This is a genomic window from Pseudomonas sp. 11/12A (assembly GCF_000800055.1).
Taxonomy (GTDB): domain Bacteria; phylum Pseudomonadota; class Gammaproteobacteria; order Pseudomonadales; family Pseudomonadaceae; genus Aquipseudomonas; species Aquipseudomonas mohnii.
In genome coordinates, this window is the sequence record NZ_JUGV01000001.1 from 4,507,429 (window position 1) to 4,533,736 (window position 26,308).

24 protein-coding genes, 4 tRNA genes and 1 pseudogene are annotated in these 26,308 nt (G+C 59.1%); 17 read left to right on the forward strand and 12 right to left on the reverse strand.

The window, feature by feature from the left end; genetic code table 11:
* From folK to GQ39_RS20750, 9 genes are all read left to right on the forward strand, one after another.
* Positions 1–486, forward strand: coding sequence for a 2-amino-4-hydroxy-6-hydroxymethyldihydropteridine diphosphokinase (gene folK / locus GQ39_RS20710; RefSeq protein ID WP_047533336.1), 486 nt, complete (start codon positions 1–3; stop codon positions 484–486).
* A gap of 298 nt (positions 487–784) precedes the next feature.
* Positions 785–1,585, forward strand: a complete 801-nt coding sequence (panB, locus tag GQ39_RS20715; protein ID WP_047533338.1) for a 3-methyl-2-oxobutanoate hydroxymethyltransferase — start codon at positions 785–787, stop codon at positions 1,583–1,585.
* The gene (gene panC, locus GQ39_RS20720; protein ID WP_047533340.1) at positions 1,582–2,436 is read left to right on the forward strand and encodes a pantoate--beta-alanine ligase; all 855 of its coding nucleotides are present in this window, start codon (positions 1,582–1,584) and stop codon (positions 2,434–2,436) included. The genes panB and panC overlap by 4 nt, the downstream gene beginning before the upstream one ends.
* A 210-nt stretch (positions 2,437–2,646) precedes the next feature.
* Entirely contained in the window at positions 2,647–3,027 is a 381-nt protein-coding gene (gene panD, locus GQ39_RS20725; RefSeq protein WP_003228271.1) for an aspartate 1-decarboxylase, read from the forward strand.
* Between the two features lie 246 nt (positions 3,028–3,273).
* Positions 3,274–4,938, forward strand: a complete 1,665-nt coding sequence (gene pgi, locus GQ39_RS20730) for a glucose-6-phosphate isomerase (protein WP_047533342.1) — start codon at positions 3,274–3,276, stop codon at positions 4,936–4,938.
* A 110-nt stretch (positions 4,939–5,048) separates the two neighbouring features.
* A complete protein-coding gene (gene acs, locus GQ39_RS20735; RefSeq protein ID WP_047533345.1) occupies positions 5,049–6,986 on the forward strand; it encodes an acetate--CoA ligase in 1,938 nt (645 codons plus the stop codon).
* A gap of 50 nt (positions 6,987–7,036) precedes the next feature.
* A complete protein-coding gene (locus GQ39_RS20740) occupies positions 7,037–7,909 on the forward strand; it encodes an oxygenase MpaB family protein (protein ID WP_047533348.1) in 873 nt (290 codons plus the stop codon).
* Positions 7,910–8,040: 131 nt separating this feature from the next.
* The gene (locus tag GQ39_RS20745; protein ID WP_047533351.1) at positions 8,041–9,057 is read left to right on the forward strand and encodes a class I SAM-dependent rRNA methyltransferase; all 1,017 of its coding nucleotides are present in this window, start codon (positions 8,041–8,043) and stop codon (positions 9,055–9,057) included.
* Positions 9,058–9,150: 93 nt separating this feature from the next.
* Complete coding sequence (locus GQ39_RS20750) at positions 9,151–12,105, forward strand: DUF748 domain-containing protein (protein WP_047533353.1); 2,955 nt, start codon at positions 9,151–9,153, stop codon at positions 12,103–12,105.
* Positions 12,106–12,294: 189 nt separating this feature from the next.
* On the opposite strand, the gene GQ39_RS20755 is transcribed toward GQ39_RS20750, so the two are convergent.
* Positions 12,295–12,648 (reverse strand): BON domain-containing protein, encoded by a 354-nt coding sequence (locus GQ39_RS20755; protein WP_047533355.1) that lies wholly within the window; start codon positions 12,646–12,648, stop codon positions 12,295–12,297.
* 308 nt (positions 12,649–12,956) lie between these two features.
* Positions 12,957–13,376: a pilin gene (locus tag GQ39_RS20760; RefSeq protein ID WP_047533357.1), complete on the reverse strand. Its 420-nt coding sequence runs from the start codon at positions 13,374–13,376 to the stop codon at positions 12,957–12,959.
* A 404-nt stretch (positions 13,377–13,780) separates the two neighbouring features.
* Between GQ39_RS20760 and GQ39_RS20765 the strand changes: the two genes are divergently transcribed.
* From GQ39_RS20765 to yacG, 4 genes are read left to right on the forward strand one after another with little or no spacing between them, the layout of a single operon-like run.
* Entirely contained in the window at positions 13,781–14,998 is a 1,218-nt protein-coding gene (locus GQ39_RS20765; protein ID WP_047533360.1) for a type II secretion system F family protein, read from the forward strand.
* Between the two features lies 1 nt (position 14,999).
* On the forward strand, positions 15,000–15,872 hold the full coding sequence (locus tag GQ39_RS20770) for a prepilin peptidase (RefSeq protein WP_047533363.1): 873 nt from the start codon (positions 15,000–15,002) through the stop codon (positions 15,870–15,872).
* Positions 15,869–16,492: a dephospho-CoA kinase gene (gene coaE, locus GQ39_RS20775; RefSeq protein WP_047533366.1), complete on the forward strand. Its 624-nt coding sequence runs from the start codon at positions 15,869–15,871 to the stop codon at positions 16,490–16,492. Before GQ39_RS20770 ends, coaE begins: the two co-directional genes overlap by 4 nt.
* The gene (gene yacG / locus GQ39_RS20780) at positions 16,489–16,689 is read left to right on the forward strand and encodes a DNA gyrase inhibitor YacG (protein WP_008058361.1); all 201 of its coding nucleotides are present in this window, start codon (positions 16,489–16,491) and stop codon (positions 16,687–16,689) included. Before coaE ends, yacG begins: the two co-directional genes overlap by 4 nt.
* Positions 16,690–16,698: 9 nt before the next feature.
* On the opposite strand, the gene GQ39_RS20785 is transcribed toward yacG, so the two are convergent.
* The 3 genes from GQ39_RS20785 to GQ39_RS20795 all read right to left on the reverse strand — a co-directional run bounded on the left by GQ39_RS20785 (position 16,699) and on the right by GQ39_RS20795 (position 18,131).
* Positions 16,699–16,914, reverse strand: a complete 216-nt coding sequence (locus GQ39_RS20785) for a hypothetical protein (protein ID WP_047533370.1) — start codon at positions 16,912–16,914, stop codon at positions 16,699–16,701.
* A gap of 63 nt (positions 16,915–16,977) precedes the next feature.
* Entirely contained in the window at positions 16,978–17,667 is a 690-nt protein-coding gene (locus GQ39_RS20790; RefSeq protein WP_047533373.1) for an energy-coupling factor ABC transporter permease, read from the reverse strand.
* Positions 17,664–18,131, reverse strand: coding sequence for a hypothetical protein (locus GQ39_RS20795; protein WP_047539076.1), 468 nt, complete (start codon positions 18,129–18,131; stop codon positions 17,664–17,666). The genes GQ39_RS20790 and GQ39_RS20795 overlap by 4 nt, the downstream gene beginning before the upstream one ends.
* A 127-nt stretch (positions 18,132–18,258) precedes the next feature.
* On the opposite strand from GQ39_RS20795, the gene GQ39_RS20800 reads away from it, so the two are divergent.
* Genes GQ39_RS20800 through GQ39_RS20815 form a run of 4 tightly spaced genes read left to right on the forward strand, consistent with a single transcriptional unit; the run spans position 18,259 to position 20,984 of the window.
* Positions 18,259–18,885 (forward strand): DUF1780 domain-containing protein, encoded by a 627-nt coding sequence (locus GQ39_RS20800; RefSeq protein WP_047533376.1) that lies wholly within the window; start codon positions 18,259–18,261, stop codon positions 18,883–18,885.
* Positions 18,882–19,409: an MOSC domain-containing protein gene (locus GQ39_RS20805; RefSeq protein ID WP_047533379.1), complete on the forward strand. Its 528-nt coding sequence runs from the start codon at positions 18,882–18,884 to the stop codon at positions 19,407–19,409. Before GQ39_RS20800 ends, GQ39_RS20805 begins: the two co-directional genes overlap by 4 nt.
* A 54-nt stretch (positions 19,410–19,463) precedes the next feature.
* Positions 19,464–19,637: a DUF3094 family protein gene (locus GQ39_RS20810; RefSeq protein WP_047533382.1), complete on the forward strand. Its 174-nt coding sequence runs from the start codon at positions 19,464–19,466 to the stop codon at positions 19,635–19,637.
* A 48-nt stretch (positions 19,638–19,685) separates the two neighbouring features.
* Entirely contained in the window at positions 19,686–20,984 is a 1,299-nt protein-coding gene (locus GQ39_RS20815) for an NAD(P)/FAD-dependent oxidoreductase (protein ID WP_047533385.1), read from the forward strand.
* Positions 20,985–21,042: 58 nt separating this feature from the next.
* Here the strand turns inward: GQ39_RS20815 and GQ39_RS33840 are convergent, their stop codons facing one another.
* The 7 genes and pseudogenes from GQ39_RS33840 to clpB all read right to left on the reverse strand — a co-directional run bounded on the left by GQ39_RS33840 (position 21,043) and on the right by clpB (position 26,193).
* Positions 21,043–21,906 (reverse strand): methyl-accepting chemotaxis protein, encoded by an 864-nt coding sequence (locus tag GQ39_RS33840; protein ID WP_422626030.1) that lies wholly within the window; start codon positions 21,904–21,906, stop codon positions 21,043–21,045.
* Positions 21,898–22,668 (reverse strand): annotated as a pseudogene (locus tag GQ39_RS33845) (MCP four helix bundle domain-containing protein); the annotation flags it as partial. The gene GQ39_RS33840 and the pseudogene GQ39_RS33845, both read right to left, overlap by 9 nt.
* Positions 22,669–22,812: 144 nt before the next feature.
* Positions 22,813–22,889: transfer RNA gene (locus tag GQ39_RS20825), tRNA-Pro, on the reverse strand.
* A gap of 95 nt (positions 22,890–22,984) precedes the next feature.
* A tRNA-Lys gene (locus GQ39_RS20830) sits at positions 22,985–23,060 on the reverse strand.
* A 5-nt stretch (positions 23,061–23,065) separates the two neighbouring features.
* Positions 23,066–23,142, reverse strand: a tRNA-Pro gene (locus tag GQ39_RS20835).
* Between the two features lie 9 nt (positions 23,143–23,151).
* A tRNA-Asn gene (locus tag GQ39_RS20840) sits at positions 23,152–23,227 on the reverse strand.
* 401 nt (positions 23,228–23,628) lie between these two features.
* A complete protein-coding gene (gene clpB / locus GQ39_RS20845; protein WP_047533390.1) occupies positions 23,629–26,193 on the reverse strand; it encodes an ATP-dependent chaperone ClpB in 2,565 nt (854 codons plus the stop codon).
* Positions 26,194–26,308 lie beyond the last annotated feature (115 nt).

Here is a 26,308-nt window from a genome sequence, read left to right on the forward strand (position 1 = left end):
ATGGAACGCATCTACATCGGCATGGGCAGCAATCTGGCGGCCCCCGCCGAACAGTTGCGCAGTGCCGTCGCCGCACTGGCCCGGCTGCCGCGATCGGTACTGGTCGGTGTTTCCGGGTTTTATCAAAGCGACTCGCTGCTTCCTGGACAACCGCGCTACACCAACGCGGTCGCCGCCCTCGACAGTGCCCTGGCACCGCTGGAGCTGCTGGATGCGCTGCAAGCCATCGAGAACGAGCAAGGCCGCGAACGCCTTGAACGCTGGGGGCCACGCACCCTGGATCTCGATATCGTGCTGTTCGGTGATCGGCTGATCGATGAGCCTCGCCTGAAGGTGCCGCACTACCATATGCAGGAACGAGCCTTTGTCCTGTATCCGCTGGCGGAGTTGGCGCCAGCCGATCTGCGTTTGGCCGATGGTCGCTGCCTCAGCGAACTGCTCGCCGCATGCCCGTTCGTCGGCCTGGAACGCCTGCCCCCAAATTGACCCCAATACCCCTGTGGGAGCGAGCTCGTTCCTACATTGGTGCGGTGTCAGTCCTACAGAACTTGCTGAATCGCATCAGTAACCCCGGTAACACCCCAGACGTAACAAGGCGGTAACACACCCAATTGACTTCCCGAGTTCTCCTCACGACTATAGGCGTCCCGTTGCCGTCAACACGGCGTTGAAGGGCGCAATCCAGGCCTTACAAGCACGACAAAAGAACGTGCGCCTGTATTTAACGAAGAATCACGCGCGTTACTCGCAGTAGTTTCCACAGCGCCTGAATGAGGAACTTTTCATGCCAGCCATCACCCTGACCACGCTGCAAGGTCTCAAGCAAAAAGGTGAAAAAATCACCATGCTGACCTGCTATGACGCGACCTTCGCCCACGCCTGCAATCAGGCTGGCGTTGAAGTTTTGCTGGTGGGCGACTCCCTCGGCATGGTTTTGCAAGGTCACGACAGCACCCTGCCGGTCACGACCGCCGAAATGGCTTACCATGTGGCCGCGGTCAAACGCGGTAACACCGATGCGTTGATCCTCGCCGACCTGCCATTCATGGCCTATGCCACCACCGAACAGGCCATGACCAACAGCGCCCTGTTGATGCAGGCTGGCGCGCACATGGTCAAGGTCGAAGGCGCGTTGTGGTTGGCGGATTCGATCCGTCTGCTCGCCGAACGCGGCATCCCGGTGTGCGCGCACATGGGCCTGACGCCACAATCGGTGAACATCCTCGGCGGCTACAAAGTCCAGGGCCGTAACGAAAACCAGGCGCGGCAGATGCGTGCCGATGCGATTTCGCTGGAACAGGCCGGCGCGGCAATGCTGCTGCTCGAGTGCGTTCCCAGCGAACTGGCCGAGGAAATCACCCAGGCGGTAAAGATTCCGGTGATCGGCATCGGCGCCGGCCATCGCACCGACGGTCAGGTACTGGTCCTGCACGACATGCTGGGCCTGTCCATGACTGGCCGCGTCCCCAAATTCGTGAAGAACTTCATGGCCGGCCAAGAGAGCATCCATGCAGCCTTGAGTGCCTACGTCACTGAAGTCAAAGCAGCAACATTCCCCGGCATCGAACACGGATTCTCTGCATGAACACCGTAAAAACCGTACGCGAACTGCGAGCCGCCGTGGCTCGCGCCCGCAGCGAAGGCAAGCGCATCGCCTTCGTGCCGACCATGGGCAACCTGCACAGTGGTCATATCGCACTGGTGACCAAAGCCTCGCAACGAGCGGATTTCGTGGTCGCGAGCATTTTCGTCAACCCGTTGCAGTTCGGTGCCGGCGAAGACCTCGACAAGTACCCGCGCACCCTCGCCGCCGATCAGGAGAAACTGCTCCAGGCCGGCTGCCACTTGCTGTTCGCACCCACCGTTGAAGAGATGTACCCCGACGGCATGGCGGGCCAGACCCGCGTCAGCGTCCCACAACTGTCCGAAGGCCTGTGCGGCGCCAGTCGTCCGGGGCATTTCGAGGGCGTGGCGACAGTGGTCAGCAAGCTGTTCAACATGGTCCAGCCGGACCTGGCGATCTTCGGTCAGAAAGACTTCCAGCAACTGGCGGTGATTCGTGCGCTGGCCCATGACCTGAACATGCCGATCCAGATCATCGGCGAGCCGACCGTTCGTGCGGCCGACGGCCTGGCCCTGTCGTCGCGCAACGGTTTCCTCAACGAAGACCAGCGGGCCGTTGCGCCGGTGGTGTATCGCACACTGAGCGAGATCGCCGAGTCGATCAAGCAGGGTGAACGCGATTATCCGACCCTGATCCGCGCACAACTGCAAAAGCTCGAAACGGCAGGCCTGCGTCCGGATTACCTGGAAATTCGCCATGCGTTGACCTTGCGTCCGGCAACGCCCGAGGACCGCGATCTGGTGATTCTGGTCGCGGCATTCCTGGGCACGACGCGGTTGATCGACAACCTGCACCTGAATCTCGACGCATAATTCCGAGCACCTCCATTGCTGTGGGAGCGAGCTTGCTCGCGATAACGGACTGACATTCAACAGCTGTGTTGGCTGACGGTCAGGCATCGCGAGCAGGCCCCCTCCCACAGAGTTTCCGACTGCTCCGTCAATTGAATTCCAAGCTGTATTGTCGCCCCCAACGCCATCGGGCAAACTGCCCGCCGTTCGATTCCGACCCGGGAAACACTCATGCACGCCATCATGCTCAAAGCCAAGCTGCACCGCGCCGAAGTCACCCATGCGGTACTCGATTACGAAGGCTCCTGCGCCATCGACGGCGAATGGCTGGATTTGTCCGGCATTCGTGAGTACGAACAGATCCAGATTTACAACGTCGACAACGGCGAGCGCTTCACCACCTACGCCATCCGTGGCGAAGAAGGTTCGCGCATGATCTCGGTTAACGGTGCCGCCGCGCACAAGGCCAAGGTCGGCGATCGCGTGATCATCTGCGCTTACGCCCATTACAGCGAAGCCGAATTGCTCAATTTCAAGCCGCGCATGCTCTACATGGCGCCAGGCAATGAACTGAGCCACACCAGCAACGCCATTCCGGTTCAGGTCGCCTGATCGAACCCGCCATTCTCCACCCCGGACCCCTCTCTATTGTCCTCGCCTGCCGTACCGGTATAAAAAAGTACCGGTCGCAGGTCAGACAAAGCCAAGACAGATCAACCCGCGAGGTTTACTGTTACCGGTCTGCGCTATTTAATCGTGTGCACGCAGGCTGACCGGACTTCGTCCACAATGTGGCCGAGACATTCCGGGACTTTCAGTGTCATAAAAGCCGTTCAAGTAAAAAGGAAACCCGCAGCGATGGCGTACTACCGCACCCCTCATGACGTTACCGCTCTGCCTGCCTGGCAAGCGTTGAATGACCACCGCCAGGCCATGCAGGATTTCAGCATGCGCGAGGCCTTCAATGCCGACCCGCAGCGCTTTACCCAATTCACCCTCAGCAGCTGCGGCCTGTTTCTCGATTATTCGAAAAACCTGATCAACGCCGAGACCCGCAAGCTGCTGGTTGGCCTGGCCAACGAAGTCGACCTCAAGGGCGCGATCAAGTCGCTGTTCGACGGCGAAATCGTCAATGCCTCCGAAGGCCGCCCTGCCCTGCACACCGCCCTGCGTCGCCCGGTTGGCGACAAGCTGTCGGTCAACGGCGTCAACGTGATGCCGGAAGTGCACAAGGTGCTGAACCAGATCACTGACCTCGTCGGCCGCATCCACGACGGTCTGTGGCGCGGTTACACCGAAAAACCGATCACCGATGTGGTGAACATCGGCATCGGTGGCTCGTTCCTCGGCCCTGAACTGGTGTCAGAGGCACTGCTGGCCTACGCCCAGAAAGGCGTGCGTTGCCACTACCTCGCAAACATCGACGGCAGCGAGTTCCACGAACTGGCCATGAAATTGCGCGCCGAGACCACGCTGTTCATCGTCTCGTCGAAATCCTTCAACACCCTCGAAACCCTGAAAAACGCCCAGGCCGCCCGCGCCTGGTACCTGGCCCAGGGTGGTTCGGAAGCCGAGCTGCATCGTCACTTCATCGCGGTTTCAAGCAACAACGCTGCCGCCGTGGCCTTCGGTATCCGCGAAGAGAACATCTTCCCGATGTGGGACTGGGTGGGCGGGCGTTACTCGCTGTGGTCGGCCATTGGTCTGCCGATTGCCCTGGCCATCGGCATGTCGAACTTCAAGGAACTGCTGTCCGGTGCCTACACTATGGACCAGCACTTCCTGACCGCGCCGTTCGAACAGAACATGCCCGTGCTGCTGGCCTTGCTCGGCGTGTGGTATGGCAATTTTTGGGGTGCCCAGAGCCACGCGATCCTGCCGTACGACCACTACCTGCGCAACATCACCAAGCACTTGCAACAGCTGGACATGGAATCCAACGGCAAGAGCGTGCGCCAGGATGGCACCGCCGTTTCTACCGATACCGGCCCGGTGATCTGGGGCGGCGTGGGTTGCAACGGTCAGCACGCTTACCACCAGTTGCTGCACCAGGGCACCCAATTGATTCCGGCCGACTTCATTGTGCCGATCGTCAGCTTCAACCCGGTGGCCGACCACCACCAGTGGCTGTACGCCAACTGCCTGTCGCAAAGCCAGGCGCTGATGCTGGGCAAAACCCTCGCCGAGGCGCAAGCCGAGCTGCGTGACAAGGGCATGAGCGAAGCCGAAGTGCAACGACTCGCGCCACACAAAGTGATCCCGGGCAACCGTCCGAGCAACACCCTGGTGGTCGAGCGCATCAGCCCGCGCCGCCTCGGCGCACTGGTGGCGATGTACGAGCACAAGGTCTTTGTACAAAGCGTGATCTGGGGCATCAACGCCTTCGACCAGTGGGGCGTGGAGCTGGGCAAGGAGTTGGGCAAGGGCGTCTACAACCGTCTGGTTGGCAGCGAAGAAGCGCCGGCTGACGACGCGTCCACACAAGGCTTGATCAACTACTTCCGTGGTCGTCACCGCGGCTGATTTGACGCTATTCCTGCATGTGGTACTAACCTTGTAGGAGCTGGCTTGCCAGCTTCTACGAGGGTCGCGCAGCTCCCCTCTTGTCGCAAAAACAAGAATGAGGAACCGTCATGTTCGATATCAGCACGTTTCCCAAGGCCGATGCCGTCCGCCGGGCTGCACAGTTGAGTCAGGACGAATACCATCGTCTTTACCGCGAATCCATTGAACACCCCAGTACCTTCTGGGCCGAACAGGCCAACCGTTTTCTCGACTGGAGCGCACCCTGGCAGACCGTCCAGCGCTATGACCTGAAAACCGGTGAGGCCAGTTGGTTTGCCGGCGGCCAGTTGAACGTCAGTTACAACTGCATCGACCGTCATCTGGAAAAGCGCGGCGATCAAACCGCGATTATCTGGGAAGGCGACGACCCCGCCGAATCCACACAGATCACCTACAAAAAATTGCATCACAACGTCTGTCGCCTGGCCAACGTGCTCAAAAGCCGTGGCGTAAAAAAAGGCGACCGGGTGTGCATCTACATGCCGATGATTCCCGAAGCGGCGTTCGCCATGCTCGCCTGTACCCGCATCGGCGCGGTGCACTCCGTCGTGTTCGGCGGTTTCTCCCCCGATTCATTGCGCGACCGGATTCTCGACGCCGACTGCCGCACCGTGATCACCGCCGATGAAGGCGTGCGCGGCGGCAAGTTCGTGCCACTCAAACAGAATGTCGACAAGGCGCTGCAAAGTTGCCCTGGCGTCAGCACAGTGATCGTGGTCGAGCGCACACAGAATCAGGTGAACTGGGTCGAAGGCCGGGATATCTGGTACCACCAGGCGTTGCGCGATGTCACGGACGACTGCCCACCCGAACCGATGGACGCCGAAGATCCACTGTTCATCCTCTACACCTCTGGCAGCACCGGCAAACCCAAGGGGGTGTTGCACACCACCGGTGGGTATCTGCTGCAAGCAGCGATGACCTTCAAATACGTGCTGGACTACCGCGATGGCGAAGTGTTCTGGTGCACCGCCGATGTCGGCTGGGTGACCGGACACAGCTACATCGTCTATGGCCCGCTGGCCAATGGCGCGACCACACTGATATTCGAAGGCGTGCCGAGCTACCCGAGCACTTCGCGCTTCTGGCAAGTGATCGATAAACACAAGGTCAACATCTTCTACACCGCCCCCACGGCCCTGCGCGCACTGATGCGTGAAGGCGCCGGGCCGTTGCAGGACACTTCGCGGGCAAGCCTCAGACTGCTGGGCAGCGTCGGTGAGCCGATCAACCCGGAAGCGTGGGAGTGGTACTTCCATGTGGTCGGCGAAGAGCGTTGCCCGATCGTCGACACCTGGTGGCAGACCGAAACCGGCGGCATCATGCTCAGCCCCTTGGTCAGCGCGCAACGGATCAAACCCGGCTGCGCCACCCAACCGATGTTCGGCGTGCAGCCGGTGCTGCTCGACGAGCACGGCAAGGAAATCAAAGGCGCCGGCAGCGGTGTCCTGGCCATAAAATCGAGTTGGCCAGCGCAGATCCGCAGCGTCTACCGCGACCCGCAACGAATGGTCGACACCTACTTCAAGCCCTACCCCGGCTATTACTTCACCGGTGACGGCGCACGCCGCGACGAAGATGGCGACTATTGGATTACCGGGCGAATTGACGACGTGATCAACGTTTCCGGGCATCGTATCGGCACCGCCGAGGTGGAAAGCGCGTTGGTGCTGCACGACAGCATTGCCGAGGCCGCGGTGGTCGGTTATCCCCATGACGTCAAGGGCCAAGGCATCTATGCCTTCGTCACCCCCATGGACGGCATTACGCCTGACGAAGAACTGAGAAAGGAATTACTGGCCCATGTCAGCAAGGAAATCGGCAGCTTCGCCAAGCCGGACCTGATTCAGTGGGCGCCAGCCTTGCCGAAAACCCGTTCGGGCAAGATCATGCGGCGTATCCTGCGCAAGATCGCCTGCAACGAACTGGACAGCCTGGGGGATACCTCGACCCTGGCCGACCCAAGCGTAGTGCAGGGCTTGATCGACAAACGCCTGAACCCATAACGAACCTTTGTAGGAGCAAGCTCGCTCCTACAGAAACTTACTGAGCCCCCATGGAATTCATCCGCAGCCGTATCGAAAGCCAAATCATGAGCCTGACCGGTCTGTCCCTGGGCAAGCTCGACCTGGAAAACCCCAAAGGCGATCCGGGCCTGTTCGGGCCTGACTCGGTGAGTTGGCAGGTTCACGGCGACTTCAGCAGCATGCTCATCGGCGGTATTAGCGCCCTGATGCTGCAAGCCTTGCATCCGCTGGCACTGGCCGGAGTGTGGGACCATTCGAATTTTCGCGAGGACATGCTCGGTCGCCTGCGCCGCACCGGACAGTTTATTTCCGGCACCACCTTCGGTTCGCGACAGGACGCTGACTGGCTGATCGAGAAGGTCCGCACCATTCATCTGCAAGTGACCGGCACGGCGCCCGATGGGCGCCCCTATGCCGCCAGCGACCCCGACCTGCTGACCTGGGTGCATGTGGCCGAAGTCAGCAACTTCCTCGCCGCGCACCTGCGCTATCGCAACCCGCACCTTTCTCCAGCCGATCAGGATAGCTACTACGCTGAAATCGCCCTGGTCGCCGAACGCCTGGGGGCCCGCGATGTGCCCCGTTCCCGGCGGGCCGTGGCCGAGTATCTGGAGCAAATCCGCCCGCAACTGTTGTGCGACGAACGCAGTCGCGAAGTCTTGCGGCTGCTCTTGAACGCCCCCTCTCCCAGCCGTTTGGCCAAGCCTTTCGGGGGGATGATGATGCAGGCCGGGATCGATCTGCTACCGGACTGGGCCAGTGACCTGCTCGGCGTCAGCCAGAGCCCGTTGCAACGCAAGCTGATCCGCGCCAGCGTCAATCGCAGCGCACCGATGCTGCGTTGGGCGGTGCGCAATGGCTCGGTGCAACGTGCCAAGCGACGGATGGGGTTATTGACCTGATGCTCAGAGCTGCAAGCCGCAAGCTGCAAGCTGCAAGCTGCAAGCCGCAAACTTGAAGCTTGAAGCTTGAAGCTTCAACCTCAGTAACTGCTAAACTCCCGCGCCAAATTCTCTCCTGCAAGGCGCCCAGCATGTCTTCCTTGAATCAGGCGCTGCGCGCCGCCCTTGAACATCGCCAGGACCTGCTGGCCGAACTGCACCAGCAAGGCACCGACTGCTATCGCCTGTTCCATGGCAGCCAGGAAGGCGCCGGGGGCCTGACGATTGACCGCTACGGCCCGCAACTGTTGGTGCAAAGCTTCCACCAGTCGCTGGAACGCGAGGCGCTGCTGCAACTGCATGAAATCGTCAGCCAGCATCTGGGCCTCGACTTGCTGCTGGTCTACAACGACCGCTCCCGTGGCAACTCGCGTATCGATCGCGAAGACACCGTCTACCGCGCCGACGAAGCGGCCCTGCAAGATCTGGTCGGCCACGAGTGGGGGCTCAATTACCGGGTCCGCGGACGCCACGCCGGGCAAGACCCTTTGCTGTTCCTCGACTTGCGCAACACGCGCGGCTGGGTCAAGGACCACAGCAAAAACAAAAGTGTGCTGAACCTGTTCGCCTACACCTGTGGGGTCGGCCTCAGTGCCGCGGCCGGTGGCGCCAGCGAGGTGTGCAACCTGGACTTCGCCGAAGGCAATCTAGCAGTCGGTCGTGAAAATGGCCTGCTCAACCCGCAATTGCCGACCATGACGTTCATTCAGTCCGATTACTTCCCGGCCATCCGCCAATTGGCCGGCCTGCCGATCAGCCAGCGACGCGGGCAGAAACTGCCAAGCTATCAGCGCCTGGAACAGCGCCAATATGATCTGGTATTGCTCGATCCACCGGCCTGGGCCAAGAGTGCTTTCGGCACCGTCGACCTGCTGCGCGACTACCAGAGCCTGCTCAAACCCGCCCTGTTGACCACCGCCGACAATGGCGTGCTGATCTGCTGCAACAACCTGGCAAAAGTCAGCATGGACGACTGGCGTGAACAGGTTTTACGTTGTGCCGAGAAAGCCGGGCGGCCGGTGCGAGAGTGGACGGTGATGAAACCCGGGGCCGATTTCCCGTCGATGGATCAGCAACCGCCACTGAAAACCCTGATCCTGCAGCTTTGATCCGTGTCAGACAAATCTGAAAAATCCTGAGCAGGCTGTTTGCTTCGGAACCGGAATCGCGTGCCATACTCCAAGGCACTCCGATTCAGACAGATGAAGCCACACATGTACAAAGGATTGATTCGCGCCATTGGCGCCTTGTTGACTGCTCTGGCGCTCTACAGTCTGCTGGGGTTTCTGATTTTACCGGGCATCGCCCTGCGTATTGCCAACCAGCAACTGGCCAACTACGCCACGATGCCCGCCACTCTCCAGCGGATCGAACTCAACCCGTTCAGCCTTGAAGTGACACTTTGGGGCTTGAGTATCGGCGAGCCCGGCAAGGAGCAGATCGGCTTCGAACGCCTGTACGCCAACCTGCAACTCGATAGCCTCTGGACCAAGACGCTGCATCTGTCCGATATCGAACTGGAAAAATCCAAGACCGAGATCCTCTTCGGCAAGGACGGCAAACTCAACCTGCTCGGGTTGTTCAAACTGCCACAGAGCGAACCGACGCCCGCCGATCCCGATGCAAAACCGTTCCCGCTACGCATAGACCGGATCAATCTGGCCGGTGGTGTCGTGCACTTCAAGGATGAGCGCCCCAGCGAACCCATCGAATTTATCTACGACAAACTCGATTTCGAGCTGAAAAACCTCAGTACCCGGCCCGAAGACAGTGCCGACATGACATTGGTCGCCATCGGCCCGGGCGGCGGACAGGTCGACTGGACGGGTAACTTCAGCCTGATCCCGATTGCCTCCGAAGGTAAGCTGAAAATCACTGACGGCAAGATGAAATCCTTCTGGCCCTACGTGCGCGACGCAGTGCCCCTGGACCTGGAAAGCGGTGTGGTCAATATCAGCACCGACTACAAACTCAACCTGTCCAAGCAGACCGAGTTGCTGCTGAGCAATGTCGCGGTCAGCGTTGCGCCCTTCTCCATCAAGGCGCCGGATGGACGGCCACTGGTGAAGCTTGAGCGACTGGACATCAGCGATACCACCGTGGACCTGGCCAAACAGCAGGTGGTGGTCGGCAAGATCCGCAGCCGTAAACTGGAAACCTGGGCGGCACTGGAGGCTGATGGCCAACTCGATTGGCAGAAGCTGTTCGCCAGCCAGCCATCCAAACCCGCCGCCAAGGCCAAGGCCGAACCGGCCAGCACGCCGGCAGCAGCCGATTCACCCAAGCCCGCCCCTGCTCCAGCGAGCAAACCGTGGCAGGTCCTGCTCAACGACGTGCAACTGCGTGACTATCAGGTGCATCTGGCCGACCGCAAGGCACAACCTCCCGTCGCGCTGGAATTGGGACCATTGAATCTCGACCTTCAGAAGTTCGACAGTCTCAATGGCTCGCCTTTTACGCTCAAACTCGATACTGGCGTTGGCAAACAAGGCAAGCTTTTGGCAGACGGGGAGGTCAATCTGGCCCCGATCAGCGCCAGACTCAATGTCCAGACCAAGGACATCGACCTACGGGTCGCCCAGTCCTACATCACGCCATTCATACGCCTGGAACTGCGCAGCGGCATGCTCGGCAGCGATCTGGCGGTCAACCTGAAAAGCACCGAACCCTTGGCCTTCAGCGTAACCGGGCGCGCCCAGGTTGATCAGCTGCATACGCTCGACACCCTGAAAACCCGCGACTTTCTCAAATGGCAGCAGGTCATGGTCGAAGGCCTGAACTATCAACACGGTGATAGCCTCTCGATCGACAGAATCAACCTGATGCAGCCCTATGTGCGATTCATGATCAACGATGACCGCACCACCAACATCGATGATCTGCTGATCCCGCAACCGGCCGATTCCGGCGCCAGGACTGCTGCCGCCAAACCCGCCGCCAGCAAGGACAAGCCACTGGGTATTCATATCGGCGGGATTGCCATCAATGACGGTTCGGCCAATTTCGCCGACTTCAGCCTGACACCAAACTTTGCAACCGCCGTTCAACAACTCAACGGGCAAATCGGCACCATCGACAGCCGCCAGGCCAAACCCGCCAGTGTCGACGTCAAGGGCAAGGTCGACCGCTATGCACCGGTGACCATCAAGGGAGCGGTCAATCCGTTCGACCCGATGGCCAGCCTCGACATCGCCACCAGCTTCAAACGCGTGGAACTGACCACGCTGACGCCCTACTCCGGCAAGTTCGCCGGTTACCGTATCCGCAAGGGCCGACTCAATCTTGACCTGCATTACCTGATCACCAAAGGCCAGCTAAAAGCCGAGAACAAAGTGGTGGTCGAACAACTGCAACTGGGCGAAAAAGTCGACAGCCCCGACGCCGTGAGCCTGCCGCTGAAACTGGCGATTGCCTTGCTCAAGGACGTCGACGGCAAGATTTCTATCGAACTGCCGGTCACCGGCGACCTCAATAATCCGCAGTTCAGCGTCATGCCAATCGTCTGGCAGACCTTGCGCAACCTGATCGTGAAAGCGGCGGCGGCTCCCTTCAAACTGATTGGCGGGCTGGTCAGCGGCGGTGGCTCGGAAGACCTGGGTAGTGTGTCTTTTGCACCTGGCTCAAGCGACCTGGGCAAGGACGCTGAAGCGGCGTTGGTCAAACTGTCCAACGCGCTCAAGGAGCGTCCGGCCCTGCGTCTGGAGATCGAAGGCACGGCGGCGCAAAGCAGCGACGGCCCATTGATCGCCGAACAACGCCTGGAACGGGAATACCAGTACAACTACTACAAAATGCTCCAGCGCCGCGGCGACAAAGTGCCCGCCCAGGCTTCGATGCTGGTGGTGCCGGACAACGAGAAGGGCCCGCTGCTGGAAGGGATCTACCGCACCCGCCTGAAGACCCAGCCACCCGCCGAATGGAAGGATCTGGGCAAGGAGGAACGCACGGCGAAGATGCGCGCCGACGTGATCAAATTCTGGAGTACCAGCGACGTGCTATTGCGTCAGCTGGGGCAGGATCGCGCCAGCAGCATCAAGGATTATCTGGTCGACAAGGGTCAACTCGCCGATGACCGCGTGTACTTTATCGATGCCCAACTGGGCGAAGCAGAAAAGGACGGCAAGGTCGTTACGCCACTGCATCTGGACGCCGAGTGAAGCAAAGACAACGCAAGAACCGATCTCCCGTTCGTTTGCGACGCCACAATAGAACAGGCCCCGACACGAGTGCCGGGGCCTGTAATGGCCACATCCGTATGGCCGTTCGCATGAACTCCTCAGAGGCGACAGGCGTATAGCTCGGCCCGCCTGCCGCGCCTTCTCCCAGTCCAGGCGAGAAGTCGTGCCTTATTCGGCTTTCAGGCCGTCAGCGGAGACCGCTTTGACGCCTTTGATTTTTTTGGTGATCGCCACGGCAGTGGCTTTCTGAGCGTCAGTCACCGCAACGGTGGATGACAGAGACACGACACCCTTATTGGTTTCAACTTTGATGTCGGTGCCAGGGATGCCTTTTTCGGTGAGCAGGTCACTTTTGACTTTGGTAGTAATCCAGGTATCGGAAGTAGCTTCCTCGGCTTTGGTCATCTCACCGGCCGCCAGCATCATGGGTGCCTGGGTGGCTTGAGTCTGTGCAAATGCAGCATTGGCCATGGTCAGGGTCAGCGCGGTAACAGTGGCGGCAGCGATAGCGAACTTCTTCATACGAGTAACTCCTGTTTTTCTGGAAAGTCTGCTGGATTTCTTTTCAGCAGGGTTACCAGAGAGAGTGCGAACGCTATGCCAACTTTGAAACAGACAATAAACCGATATAAATCAATTACTTATAAAATTTGCCATATTCCGGAATCATGCAAAATGCATGACTTTGAAAATCTCTACATGCAAGTTGCGGGTTTTGCCGCAGGCCTAAGGCCATGAATTAACGCAGTTTTTCTTCAAGCCTCATTTGCTGTGAAGCCGGACAAAAAAATACCCCGCGAACGGCGGGGTATTGGCAATCAGCTCATGGATCAGACTTTCGGGGCAACGCCCGTGCAACCTTTGGGCGCGTAGTCCTGATCGACTGTGGTGGCGCACGTCCACCCCGTCAGCGTTCGCGACAAGGTGATGGTCTTATTCAGCACGGGGCCCGGTGCATTCACAAGGGTGCAGACAATAGTGCCAGCACCCTCCGCAGCGTTACCGGTCGCTGTCATTGTGCAGTTAGAGGTGACCGGTGTCCCGGTTACCTTAGCCAGATCCGGATCGTCGCCTTGATTGATGACGTCTTCGAACGGCACCTTCAAGGCCGAAATCTCAGCCAGCCCCGCCGTCACTTTGGCCCGCGCCTGGTATTTGGAGTACGCAGGAATGGCGAACGTCGCCAGAATCCCGATGATTGCGACCACTATCAGTAGCTCGATCAGGGTAAAGCCTCTTTGTTTGTGCATTGACAGCCTCCGTGCATGAGTCGAAATCTCATGATCTGAAGCTGTCGCAGCACAGCCCATGCCAGGCCCCGCGCGCCCTGTTGGCGGGGTGCACGACCGCCACAACACCCTTTCCTACCCCCAGAATCCGCACTATCTGACAGTTTTTGTCACCTCCTCCTTGGCGGCTTGGTCCCTCCGTTTGACTAGGCTATGAGTCGTGTGTCCGGCACTCCGAGGCATGGCATCGCCTCCAACAGCCAGGCCAAACAATGGGCCCTGAGCGGCGCAGACTCCCCGCGGGGCCCAGCCAATGAGAGGTATCTGCGAGGAACACATCGGCATATCCACGATCTATGAGCCCGGGGGTGCCAACACTGCATCCCCAGCCTTGAAGAATTCAACCAGGTCACCAAGGACAGAACATGGCGGTCAAAGCAGCAAAAATCAGTGTGTATGCCTGGGAAGGCACTGATCGCCAAGGCACCCGAATAACCGGCGAGCTGAGCGGACATAACCCGGCACTGATCAAGGCGCAATTACGCAAGCAAGGCATCACCCCCGGCAAGGTTCGCAAGAAAACCCCCTCGCTGCTCAACCTGGGCAACCACATCAAGGCCCGGGACATTGCCCTGTTCACCCGACAAATGGCAACCATGATGAAAGCCGGGGTGCCGCTACTGCAGTCGTTCGACATCATCGGCGAAGGCTTCGATAACCCGGCCATGCGCACGCTGGTGGACGAGGTGAAACAGGACGTCGCGGCGGGCAACAGCTTTGCCGCGGCCCTGCGCAAAAAGCCCCGGTATTTCGATGAGCTGTACTGCAATCTGGTGGACGCCGGCGAACAGGCCGGGGCGCTGGATACGCTGCTGGAACGGGTGGCGACTTATAAGGAAAAGAGCGAAAGCCTCAAGGCCAAGATCAAGAAAGCCATGACCTACCCGCTGGTGGTGGTGTTTGTCGCGATCATCGTCACCGGGATTCTTCTGGTCAAAGTGGTGCCGCAATTCCAGTCGGTATTCCAGGGATTCGGAGCCGAGTTACCCGCTTTCACTGTGATGGTCATTGGCTTGTCGCGGTTCATGCAAGACACGTGGTGGATGATGCTCGGGGTGCTGGTCGCAGGGTCGTTCGCCATGCGCCATGCCTTCAGGACGTCCCAGGCTTTTCGCGACCGAATGGACACCGGGTTGTTGAAACTGCCGCTGGTGGGCACCTTGATGTACAAATCCGCCGTGGCCCGTTTCGCCCGTACGCTGGCGACCACGTTCGCCGCCGGTGTGCCGCTGGTGGAAGCTCTTGAGTCAGTGGCGGGCGCGACCGGCAACATTGTGTTCAAGCGCGCAGTGCAGCGGATCAAGCAGGATGTTTCGACGGGTATGCAGCTGAATTTCGCCATGCGCACCTCGGGCATCTTTCCGAACATGGCCATCCAGATGACCGCCATTGGCGAGGAGTCCGGCGCGCTGGACGGCATGCTCGACAAGGTCGCGGGTTTCTACGAAGACGAAGTCGATAACATGGTCGATAATCTGACCAGCCTGATGGAACCGTTCATCATGGTGGTGCTGGGTGTTATCGTCGGTGGCCTGGTCGTCGCGATGTACCTGCCCATCTTCCAACTCGGCTCAGCGATCTGATATGCCCTTGAACGAAATTCTCACCCACTACCCGCTAGCCTTTGTCGTCATCACCGGGGTGATCGGCCTGCTGGTCGGCAGCTTTCTTAACGTGCTGATCTGGCGCCTGCCGAAAATGCTCGAGCGCGAGTGGCGCCTGCAGGCCCATGACACTCTCGGGCTGCCCGGCGAAACACCGCTGCCGACCTACAACCTGCTGCTGCCCCATTCCCAGTGCCCGAACTGCGGTCACCGGATTCGGGCCTGGGAAAATATTCCGCTGCTCAGCTTCCTGCTGCTGCGCGGACGCTGCTCGTCTTGCACGACACCGATCAGCAAACGATACCCATTGACCGAACTCGCCTGCGGCCTGTTGTCGGCGTTCATTGCCTGGCACTTCGGTTTCGGCTGGCCAGCCGGCATGACCCTGCTACTGACGTGGGGCCTGCTGGCCATGAGCCTGATCGACGTTGAACATCAATTGTTGCCGGACGTGCTGGTGCTGCCGCTGATGTGGCTGGGGCTGATCGTCAACAGCCTCGGCCTGTTCGTGCCGTTGCAGGATGCATTGTGGGGCGCGATCACCGGCTATATGGCGCTGTGGTCGGTGTTTTGGTTGTTCAAACTGATCACCGGCAAGGAAGGCATGGGCCATGGCGATTTCAAATTGCTGGCGATGTTTGGCGCCTGGGGTGGCTGGCAAATATTACCGCTGACCATCCTCCTCTCCTCCCTGGCGGGTGCCGTGATTGGCTTGATTATCCTGCGCCTGCGCAAGGCAAAAACCTCGACCCCGATCCCCTTCGGGCCCTATCTGGCCATTGCTGGCTGGATTGCCTTGCTCTGGGGTGTTCAAATAACCGACTTCTATTGGCAGTTTGTCGGTTTGAAATGAATACCCCTGTGGAAAAACCCTGGATTCTCGGCCTCACCGGCGGCATCGGCAGCGGAAAAAGCGCGGCGGCCCAACATTTCATCGACCTCGGCGTACATGTGGTCGACGCCGATCATGCCGCCCGTTGGGTGGTCGAACCGGGGCGGCCGGCGCTGGCGAAGATCGTCGAACACTTCGGACCGGATGTGTTACTCGCCGACGGGCAACTGGACCGCGCCGCGCTGCGCAAACGGATCTTCGAGGTGCCGGAAGAACGTCGCTGGCTCGAAGCGTTACTGCATCCGCTGATCGCCGAGGAAATCGCTCGACATCTGGCGCTGGCAAAATCGCCTTATGCGATTCTGGTTTCGCCGCTGCTGATCGAGTCCGGGCAGTACGCCATGACCCAACGGGTGCTGGTGATCGATGCCCCCGAACAGCTACAGATCGAACGCACGCTGCTGCGTGACCAGACTAGCGAACAGCAGGTCCAGGCGATCCTCAAGGCCCAATCCAGCCGCCAGGATCGCCTGAGACATGCCAACGACGTGGTGGTCAACGACCGCGACCTCGCCTGGCTGCACAGCGAGGTTGAACGCCTGCATCACTTTTACCTTACTTTGCGTGGAGGCCAGTCATGAGCCAAACCCCAACCGTCGAATGCCCGACTTGCGGAGCCCCTGTCGAATGGAGTCCCGAAAGCAAATTCCGCCCGTTCTGTTCGGACCGTTGCAAACTGATCGACCTGGGGGCCTGGGCGTCGGAAGAACACAAGATTCCCGTGGCTCCCGATGCCGAGGATGAGTTGTTCAGCGGCGACTTCGATCCGCGTCACTGATGCCCGTCGTCAGGGCCGCATGAAGCCGTAGTCCTGACCGTCGTCGAGGTTTTCCGCCAGGAAATGCAACTCGTCGGCCAGATCCTCCGCACTGCGTACGGCCTTGCTCTGCTGCACCACGGCACTGAGCAAGGCGCGCAGGCTCAACCCAGGATCAAATCCTTCCGCTTGCGCCGAATCCAGACTCTGGCGCAATTCCTGCCTTGCCCACTCATAAACACTCATGACGAAACTCCTGAAGGTTTTGCCGAGCATGGGATCACCAGCGCTTTCAGGGTTTGATGTGAATCAAGGCTTCGGATCGTCGTCCTTCCAGGGCGCCGAAAGGTAGCGCGTGCGGTTGAAGGTCTCCAGCCATTCCGGGCAGAACACCACCAGAGCACTGACCACCATGCCGTTGATAAAGGCCTCGGGAAAAATCAGCAACCACAGGTAACCGACAAAATCCTCCAGCCAGTACGGCATCTCAAAACGCTCGTCGAACCACAACAGCCAAAGCGCCAGCAGCAGACACAGCAACGCCGACAGTGCCGCGGCAAAAAATCCGGAAACGAAGATATACACAAAGGGATTTCGTGGCTGCGCGCGTTCCACCAGGATCGCGCAGCATTCGGTCACCAGCACCGGCAACAGAATCAACAACGCGCCGTTGACCCCGACCGCCATCAAATCCTGCCGCCCGAGCGACACCAGCCCCAACTGCGCCACCAGTCCGCCGATGATCGCCAGCGGCCAATCCAGCAACAGCGTTACCGCTGTCATGCCAATGAAGTGATAGGACACGCCGGTATCGAAATCCCGCCGCACCAACCACAACATAAACAGCGCGAACACCGTGCCGAACAGTAAATGCTGGCGACGGCTATCGGTGAACAGCTCAACCCACGGCGCACGCCAGATCGCCCAGAGCAACACCGGCACATAAATCAGCCAGCCGACTGTCAGACTCTGAGATGACAGCAGCTCGGCACCGATCATGGGCGAGACGTCTCCAGCGCCTCACGCAACTGCGCAGCCGTGGCGTACTCGCGCTGCGCCACCAACTGGCCGTCCTTGAGCTGTAACCACAGCACGCTATCCACAGCACCGGGATACTTCGGTGCAACGCGGCCATCGCGATCCAGCATGACCCGGTAGGAATAATCGCGCATGGCCGGCACGGCGAACATTTTGGCGATCAGCCGTGGCATGCGCTGGATATCCGCGAGAAATACTGCATGACGGGCCTCCAGATAGCCTTTGGGCTGGCCCTGCAACGCAGCATTGACCAACTTGGCGCCTTCCATGCTGCGCGCCACCAGCAGCGTCTGAGTGCGATTGTCGAGGGTAAAGGCCTGATCGAACTGATCGAGCAGCGTCCATGGCGCCAATCGCTCACCCACTTCCAGCGCATGGGCCCACAGTGGCAAAAGCCCGAGCAGTAACACTGACCAATACTTCACGTTCAATTCCTCGCTCAATCGCATGGGTAGTGGCCAGCAGTTTACACCGGCGCTTCCCGGTGCCCAGTGACACTGTTTACCGCTTAACGCTTTCTGCTTGTCGCAATTGAACGCTAAGCTTGGGCCTATGGATGACTCAGATTACTTACGCTTGCTGACCATCGCGGCCGAGCAAGCCAACGCGTTCCTGTCCAATGCCCGCAAATGGGAGCGTGAGCGTTGGGTCTGCCAGCGCCTGCTTCAAGGCTTGAACATTCCTTATCGTGCCGACGAATTCGCCCCGGCCGGCGAACCGCCGGACGTGTTGTTTCGCGATGCCAGCTTCGAGGTGTTCTTCGTCCTCGACGAAGGCCGGCGCCTCAACGACGAATGGCGCGATGAGCTGCAACGCCGCCGCAGCGCATTCTCCCTGAGCCAACTGGTCCGGCGCGAGGCCAAGCCGCGGCGCATCCCGGCCAACGAATTCTTGCTGCGACTGGCGCCGACCTTGCGCAAAAAAGCGCATAACTACAAAGAACGCGGCATGGATCTCGGCGACCTGGACATCATCGCCTTCGCCAGCCTCAAGCGCGAAGTGCTGGACCTCAACAGCCATTTCCCGCCGCCTACCGAATACCTGCGCCAAGGCTGGCGCTCGTTGTCATTGGTCGGCCCGACTTTCGCCCGCGTGCTCTTCGCGCATCCGGATGCACCGGACTTCCTGCGCAGCAACCTGGGGCGCAGCATCGTTTTCGACGTCGGTATCAGTCTGTGAGCCCATTGCAGGAACTGATAGCTGATGTCCCGCAAATCGGTCGCGTACGCTGGATTGGCGTGCGCCCGCAACCTCATGTGCCGATGATCGAACTGGAAGCCGTGGAAGCGCGACTGGAGGCTGGCTTGACCGGTGATCGAGCCCGGCCAGGCGTACGCAATGCGCGGCAAGTGACGTTGATCCAATGGGAGCATCTGGCGGTGATCAGTTCGCTGATGGGCCGCCCGCACGATAAACCGGTGCTGCCTGATGAGTTACGGCGCAATCTCGTTATCAGCGGTATCAACCTGTTCAGCCTCAAGGGGCGTCGCTTCAGAATTGGCCAGGCGATTTTCGAAACCACTGGCTGGTGCCAGCCTTGCGCACGCCTGCAAAACAACCTCGGCCCCGGGACCTTTCAAGCCGTTCGCGGACATGGCGGAATCACCGCCCGAGTGTTACAAAGTGGAATCATTCGCCTGGACGATACGGTGAGCGTCGAGCCCATTCCGGACAGCGGCTATGCTCCGTTCAACGTTCGTTAAATCGACTTGTAACCTCTCCGCAATCAGCAACGTCTACCCCTGACGAGGCCCGATATGACCAGCCGCCTGAACCCCGACGACCAGAAGCATGTCGAAGAGTACCTGCATCTGTCCCAGCACCGAGTCGAGCGCCGGCCCTTCCGGCCGTGGATGCTCCTTGTGCTGGTGTTGGCAGTGACCATTGGTCTTGGCCTTTTGAGCCGACTTATCAGTTACCTGACGCTATGAGCCGCTTCGCGACTGCACCGATTTCTTTTAGCCTTGTGAGATATCCCCATGACTCATCGTATTGTCATCGCTGGCGGCGGCGCCGGCGGTCTGGAGTTGGCTACCCGTCTGGGTAAGACTCTGGGTAAACGCGGCATCGCCAGTGTAATGCTGGTCGACGCGAACCTGACCCACATCTGGAAACCGCTGTTGCACGAGGTGGCGGCCGGTTCCCTGAACTCCTCCGAAGATGAACTCAACTATGTTGCCCAGGCCAAATGGAACCACTTCGAGTTCCAGCTGGGACGCATGAGCGGGCTCGATCGCGCACAAAAGAAAATCCAGTTGGCCGCCACTTATGACGAGGCCGGCCTTGAGCTGGTTCCGGCGCGGGAAGTGGCTTACGACTCGCTGGTGATTTCCGTCGGCAGCACCACCAACGATTTCGGTACCCAGGGTGCAGCCCAGCATTGCCTGTTCCTCGACACCCGCAAACAGGCCGAGCGCTTCCACCAGCAATTGCTCAACCACTACCTGCGTGCCCATGCCGGGCAGACCGACAAGGTTGAACAGATCAGCGTTGCCATCGTCGGCGCCGGTGCCACCGGGGTCGAACTGGCCGCCGAACTGCACAATGCCGCCCACGAACTGGCAGCCTATGGCCTGGACCGGATCAAGCCGGAAAACATGCACATCACCCTGATCGAAGCGGGACCACGGGTTCTGCCTGCGCTGCCAGAGCGAATCGGCGGGCCTGTGCATAAAACCCTGGAGAAACTCGGGGTCAATGTCATGACCAACGCAGCGGTCAGCGAAGTGACGGCAGACAGCCTGATCACCACCGATGGCAACGTGATCAAGGCCAGCCTGAAAGTCTGGGCCGCAGGGATTCGCGCACCGGGTTTCCTCAAGGACATCGATGGCCTGGAAACCAACCGCATCAATCAGCTGCAAGTGCTGCCGACCCTGCAAACCACCCGTGACGAAAATATCTTCGCCTTCGGTGACTGCGCGGCCTGCCCGCAACCGGGTACCGATCGCAACGTGCCGCCGCGCGCACAAGCCGCGCATCAACAGGCCTCATTGCTGGCCAAGTCGCTGAAACTTCGGATTGAAGGCAAGGCATTGCCTGAATACAAATACACCGACTACGGCTCGCTGATCTCGCTGTCGCGTTTTTCTGCTGTGGGTAACTTGATGGGCAACCTCACTGGCAGCGTGATGCTCGAAGGTTGGCTGGCGCGGATGTTTTACGTGTCGCTGTACCGCATGCACCAGATGGCGCTGTACGGGCCGTTCCGCACGGCAATGTTGATGCTGGGCAGTAAGATCGGGCGTGGCACCGAGCCACGGCTCAAGTTGCACTGATACCGCCCGACCACTGTGGGAGCGAGCAGGCTCGCTCCCACAGTTTTATCCGAGAACATTACACCCGGAAGCGCCGCACCATCCCCTGCAGGGCATTCGCCAACTGCGACAGCTCATGGCTCGATGCACTGGTCTGATCGGCCCCGGCGGCCGAACGCACAGACAGGTCACGGATATTCACCAGGTTGCGATCGACCTCGCGCGCCACTTGGGCCTGTTCCTCGGCTGCACTGGCGATCACCAGGTTTCGCTCGTGAATCTGATGCACCGACGCCGTGATGGTTTGCAGCGCCTCACCTGCCTTCTCGGCCAGCAACAACGTGCTGGCGGCACGGGAGGTGCTGGCGTTCATGGCCTCCAGGGCCAGGCTCGAACCGTTGCGCATACCCTGCACCATTTGTTCGATTTCCTGGGTCGATTGCTGCGTGCGATAGGCCAGCGCGCGCACTTCATCGGCCACCACCGCAAACCCGCGACCACTCTCCCCCGCACGCGCGGCTTCAATCGCAGCATTGAGCGCCAGCAAGTTGGTTTGTTCGGCAATGGCGCGAATCACATCCAGCACCTTGCCGATATCCTGGGATTGGTTGGCCAGCGATTGCACCAGCTCACCGGTGCTCTGCACGTCGTCGGCCAGTGCACTGATCGAACTGGCGGTTTCGCTGACCCTCTCCTGCCCTTGATGCGCTGACTCACTGGACTGGCGAGTGGCATCGGACGTGGAGACTGCGTTGCGCGCGACCTCTTCCACGGCAATGGTCATTTCATTGACCGCCGTGGCCGCTTGCTCAATCTCGTTGTTCTGTTGTTGCAGGCCCTGAGTGCTATCGAGGGTCACGGCGCTCAATTCATCGGCCGCCGTGGCCAATTGCGTGGCCGACCCGCTGATGCCCTGCAGGGTTTCCCGCAGGTTTTGCTGCATGGTCGCCAACGCTTTGAGCAAACGACTGACTTCGTCATTGCCATGGGTTTCGATCGGACGGGTCAGATCACCCTGAGCCACATGCTCTGCAGCGCTCACCGCTTCACTCAACGGACGCACGATGCTGCGTGTCAGCAACATCGCCAGGCCAACCGTGGCCAATGCCGCGAGGGCGATGAATACGCTCACGATGGAGCGTGAAGTGTCGTAGTGGTCTTTGGACTTGTCGCTTTCCGCCGCGACTTGTTTGGCGAACAGCTCAGCCAGATCACTGAGCTGTTTGCCGGAACCGTCGACCACGGTCTTCATGTCCACCAGCAACAATTTGGTCAGTTCGTCGCGACGCCCCTGTTCAGCCAGGGTGAACGATTGGGCAATGCCAGTGCGATAGGCCGCGAAGGTACTTTTGAACTGCTCGTACAGCGCCTTGCCTTCAGCCGTGGTAACCAGCTTGTCGTAGGCGGCAATCTTTTCGCTCAGTTCCTTGTCGCGGGTATCCATTTGGCTGCGGTATTGCGCAATGTTCTTCGGGTCCTGATCCAGGGCCATCCGCAGGGAAATCGTGCGAATGCGCAGCATGATCTCGCGGATCTCGTCACCGCCACGAATACTCGGTAGCCATTGTTTTTCCACCGCCACTTCACTCTCGCGGATGCTCGACATTTGCCCCAGTGCAAATATCCCGAGCAGCGCGACAAGCACCGCAATCAAGGCGAAACCCAACGCAGCACGGGGGGCAATATTCAACTGTCGAAGAAACATAACGAGTGCCTTTCTTGTTGTGGGCTTGAGCGGGGGCTGTGCCCCGACAGCTCGTTATCGGCAAGTTGTACGATGACTTGAAGCGAAGTGTTTTTTTGCAGACAAAAAAAATCCCCGTATCTTTCGATACGAGGGTTTTTAATATGGTCGGGGTAAGGGGATTCGAACTCCTGACATCCTGCTCCCAAAGCAGGCGCGCTACCGGACTGCGCTATACCCCGGTAAAAAAAAGGCACCTTTGAAAGGTACCTTTTGCGAACAGCGCTTTTGGCGTCTGATCTTAAGATTTGATTCCAGCGTTAACTGGTTTCAAAAATGGTGGGTCGTGTGGGATTCGAACCTACGACCAATTGGTTAAAAGCCAACTGCTCTACCAACTGAGCTAACGACCCTAAAATGGTCGGGGTAAGGGGATTCGAACTCCTGACATCCTGCTCCCAAAGCAGGCGCGCTACCGGACTGCGCTATACCCCGGTTTGAAATTGGCTCCGTGACCAGGACTCGAACCTGGGACCCAATGATTAACAGTCATTTGCTCTACCGACTGAGCTATCACGGAACTACATATTTCAATTTACAACGGTGAAGCTTTACTGCGTTCTCTTCGACCCGTTCGCATCACTGCGTTCGTGTGTCTGAGGCGCGCTATTCTACAATCTTCAGCACCTCTGTCAACCCCCTAAATTGCTTTCAAGTTAATGATTTGCAACTTATTTTGGATTCCTGCTTGGGGAGCGGAAACCCTGGGGGGTGACTGACTGCGGGGCGCACTTTACAAGCCTTTTCCTTTAAGTTCAACAGCCTAACGAAAAAAAGGCCTCGCAATGCGAGGCCTCCTGTTCAACTACACATTTTTGTAGGAGCTCGCTTCCTCGCGAAGACCTCTTGAGCGCTGCGTTTAGCCTGATAACACGCGTTATCGTTAACGACCATCGCGAGCAGGCTCGCTCCTACAGTGGATCAAACGAAGACGATTTCGTCGTTCTCCACAACGCCCTTGGCAGTATCGCCGGGCATGAAACGACCCGACAGAATCAGCTGTGCCAGCGGGTTTTCGATCCAGCGCTGGATCGCTCGTTTCAGCGGCCGAGCGCCATACACCGGGTCGTACCCTACCGCGATCAGCTTATCCATGGCCTCAGGGCTGAGTTCCAGCTTCAGCTCCCGCTCGGTCAGACGACTGCGCAGACGACCCAACTGGATCTCGGTAATGCCGGCGATCTGATCCCGTGCCAATGGCTCGAAGATCACCACTTCGTCGACCCGGTTGATGAACTCCGGCCGGAAGTGCGAAGAAATCGCGTCCATTACTGCCGCACGCTGGGCCTCGCGATCACCGACCAACTCCTGGATCTGCACCGAACCGAGGTTGGACGTCATGACAATCACGGTATTTTTGAAGTCCACCGTGCGGCCATGGCTGTCGGTCAACCGGCCATCTTCCAGCACTTGCAGCAGGATGTTGAACACATCCGGGTGCGCCTTCTCGACCTCGTCCAGCAGGATCACCGAGTAAGGCTTGCGACGCACGGCCTCGGTCAGGTAACCGCCTTCTTCATAGCCTACATAGCCCGGTGGTGCGCCAATCAGGCGAGCCACGGAATGTTTCTCCATGAACTCGGACATATCGATGCGCACCATCGCTTCTTCGGTGTCGAACAAGAACTCCGCCAGCGCCTTGCACAGCTCGGTTTTACCGACACCGGTCGGGCCGAGGAACATGAACGAACCGCTTGGTCGGTTCGGATCAGCCAAACCGGCACGGGAACGCCGCACGGCGTTGGAAACCGCCACCACCGCTTCGTCCTGCCCGATCACACGCTGGTGCAACAGGCTTTCCATCTTCATCAGCTTGTCGCGCTCGCCTTCGAGCATTTTCGACACGGGAATACCGGTCCACTTCGACACGACTTCCGCGATCTCTTCTTCAGTCACCTTGCTGCGCAGCAACTGGTTTTCGCTCTTGCCGTGCTGGTCGACCATCTGCAAGCTGCGCTCCAGGTCCGGGATCACCCCATACTGCAACTCGGCCATGCGGTTCAGATCGCCTTTACGGCGTGCGGTTTCCAGTTCCTGGCGGGACTGCTCGATCTTCTGCTGAATCTGCGCTGAACCCTGTACCTCGGCCTTTTCCGAGTTCCAGATTTCTTCGAGATCCGAGTACTCACGCTCAAGGCGCACGATTTCTTCCTGGAGTTTTTCCAGACGTTTCTTCGCTGCGTCGTCGCTCTCTTTCTTCAGCGCCTGGGATTCCACCTTCAACTGAATCAAGCGACGTTCCAGACGGTCCAGCACTTCCGGCTTGGAGTCGATCTCCATGCGGATACGGCTGGCGGCTTCGTCGATCAGGTCGATGGCCTTGTCCGGCAACTGACGATCAGTGATATAGCGATGGCTGAGCTTGGCCGCGGCAATGATCGCACCATCGGTGATCGCCACCTTGTGGTGAACCTCGTAGCGTTCTTTCAGGCCCCGCAGGATCGCGATGGTGTCTTCTTCACTCGGCTCCTCCACCAACACTTTCTGGAAGCGTCGCTCGAGGGCGGCGTCCTTCTCTATATATTGGCGGTACTCATTGAGCGTGGTGGCGCCGACGCAATGCAGCTCGCCGCGAGCCAATGCTGGCTTGAGCATGTTGCCCGCATCCATCGAGCCTTCGCCCTTGCCGGCACCGACCATGGTGTGCAGTTCGTCGATGAACAGAATGATCTGCCCTTCTTGCTTCGACAGTTCATTGAGCAAGGATTTGAGGCGCTCTTCGAATTCGCCGCGATACTTGGCACCGGCAATCAGCGCCCCCATGTCGAGGGACAGCAGACGCTTGCCCTTGAGGCCATCCGGCACTTCACCGTTGATGATGCGCTGGGCCAGGCCTTCAACGATGGCGGTCTTACCGACACCAGGCTCACCGATCAATACCGGGTTGTTCTTGGTGCGGCGTTGCAACACCTGAATGGTCCGGCGAATTTCGTCGTCACGACCGATCACCGGGTCGAGCTTGCCCTCTTCGGCGCGCTTGGTCATATCGACAGTGTATTTATCCAGCGCCTGGCGCGACTCTTCGTGGTTAGGGTCATTGACCGCCTCGCCACCGCGCAGGTTGTTGATCGCATTTTCCAGCGCTTTCTTACTCACGCCCTGACCGAGCAACAATTTGCCGAGCTTGCTGTTCTCGTCCATGGCGGCGAGCAACACCAGCTCGCTGGAGATGAACTGGTCGCCCTTCTGCTGGGCCAGGCGATCAGCCTGGTTGAGCAGACGCGCCAGATCCTGCGACATGTTGACGTCGCCGGTCGGATTCTGGATTTTAGGCAGCTGGTCGAGCTCTTTGGTCAGCTCTTTACGCAGGCTGTTGATGTCGAAGCCTGTTTGCATCAGCAGAGGCTTGATCGAGCCACCCTGCTGTTCGAGCAGAGCCTGCATCAAATGCGCCGGCTCAATGGCCGGATGGTCGTGACCGACGGCCAGAGACTGGGCATCGGACAAGGCTAATTGCAATTTGCTTGTTAAACGATCTATACGCATGGGTCACCTTCCTTTTGAGCAGGTCGGACCAATAAAACATCCTGAATGAAGAAACCTGCCAGATAGCACAATAGATGCGGTCGATTCTGGGAGATTCAAGCGTCGTGATGTTGAT

Excerpts from the sequence above, each read along its gene's own strand:
- folK (WP_047533336.1), top strand. The coding sequence starts at position 1 with ATGGAACGCATCTACATCGGCATGGGCAGCAATCTGGCGGCCCCCGCC.
- panB (WP_047533338.1), top strand. The coding sequence starts at position 785 with ATGCCAGCCATCACCCTGACCACGCTGCAAGGTCTCAAGCAAAAAGGT.
- panC (WP_047533340.1), top strand. The coding sequence starts at position 1,582 with ATGAACACCGTAAAAACCGTACGCGAACTGCGAGCCGCCGTGGCTCGC.
- panD (WP_003228271.1), top strand. The coding sequence starts at position 2,647 with ATGCACGCCATCATGCTCAAAGCCAAGCTGCACCGCGCCGAAGTCACC.
- pgi (WP_047533342.1), top strand. The coding sequence starts at position 3,274 with ATGGCGTACTACCGCACCCCTCATGACGTTACCGCTCTGCCTGCCTGG.
- acs (WP_047533345.1), top strand. The coding sequence starts at position 5,049 with ATGTTCGATATCAGCACGTTTCCCAAGGCCGATGCCGTCCGCCGGGCT.
- GQ39_RS20740 (WP_047533348.1), top strand. The coding sequence starts at position 7,037 with ATGGAATTCATCCGCAGCCGTATCGAAAGCCAAATCATGAGCCTGACC.
- GQ39_RS20745 (WP_047533351.1), top strand. The coding sequence starts at position 8,041 with ATGTCTTCCTTGAATCAGGCGCTGCGCGCCGCCCTTGAACATCGCCAG.
- GQ39_RS20750 (WP_047533353.1), top strand. The coding sequence starts at position 9,151 with ATGAAGCCACACATGTACAAAGGATTGATTCGCGCCATTGGCGCCTTG.
- GQ39_RS20755 (WP_047533355.1), bottom strand. The coding sequence starts at position 12,648 with ATGAAGAAGTTCGCTATCGCTGCCGCCACTGTTACCGCGCTGACCCTG.
- GQ39_RS20760 (WP_047533357.1), bottom strand. The coding sequence starts at position 13,376 with ATGCACAAACAAAGAGGCTTTACCCTGATCGAGCTACTGATAGTGGTC.
- GQ39_RS20765 (WP_047533360.1), top strand. The coding sequence starts at position 13,781 with ATGGCGGTCAAAGCAGCAAAAATCAGTGTGTATGCCTGGGAAGGCACT.
- GQ39_RS20770 (WP_047533363.1), top strand. The coding sequence starts at position 15,000 with ATGCCCTTGAACGAAATTCTCACCCACTACCCGCTAGCCTTTGTCGTC.
- coaE (WP_047533366.1), top strand. The coding sequence starts at position 15,869 with ATGAATACCCCTGTGGAAAAACCCTGGATTCTCGGCCTCACCGGCGGC.
- yacG (WP_008058361.1), top strand. The coding sequence starts at position 16,489 with ATGAGCCAAACCCCAACCGTCGAATGCCCGACTTGCGGAGCCCCTGTC.
- GQ39_RS20785 (WP_047533370.1), bottom strand. The coding sequence starts at position 16,914 with ATGAGTGTTTATGAGTGGGCAAGGCAGGAATTGCGCCAGAGTCTGGAT.
- GQ39_RS20790 (WP_047533373.1), bottom strand. The coding sequence starts at position 17,667 with ATGATCGGTGCCGAGCTGCTGTCATCTCAGAGTCTGACAGTCGGCTGG.
- GQ39_RS20800 (WP_047533376.1), top strand. The coding sequence starts at position 18,259 with ATGGATGACTCAGATTACTTACGCTTGCTGACCATCGCGGCCGAGCAA.
- GQ39_RS20810 (WP_047533382.1), top strand. The coding sequence starts at position 19,464 with ATGACCAGCCGCCTGAACCCCGACGACCAGAAGCATGTCGAAGAGTAC.
- GQ39_RS20815 (WP_047533385.1), top strand. The coding sequence starts at position 19,686 with ATGACTCATCGTATTGTCATCGCTGGCGGCGGCGCCGGCGGTCTGGAG.
- GQ39_RS33840 (WP_422626030.1), bottom strand. The coding sequence starts at position 21,906 with ATGCAGCAAAACCTGCGGGAAACCCTGCAGGGCATCAGCGGGTCGGCC.
- clpB (WP_047533390.1), bottom strand. The coding sequence starts at position 26,193 with ATGCGTATAGATCGTTTAACAAGCAAATTGCAATTAGCCTTGTCCGAT.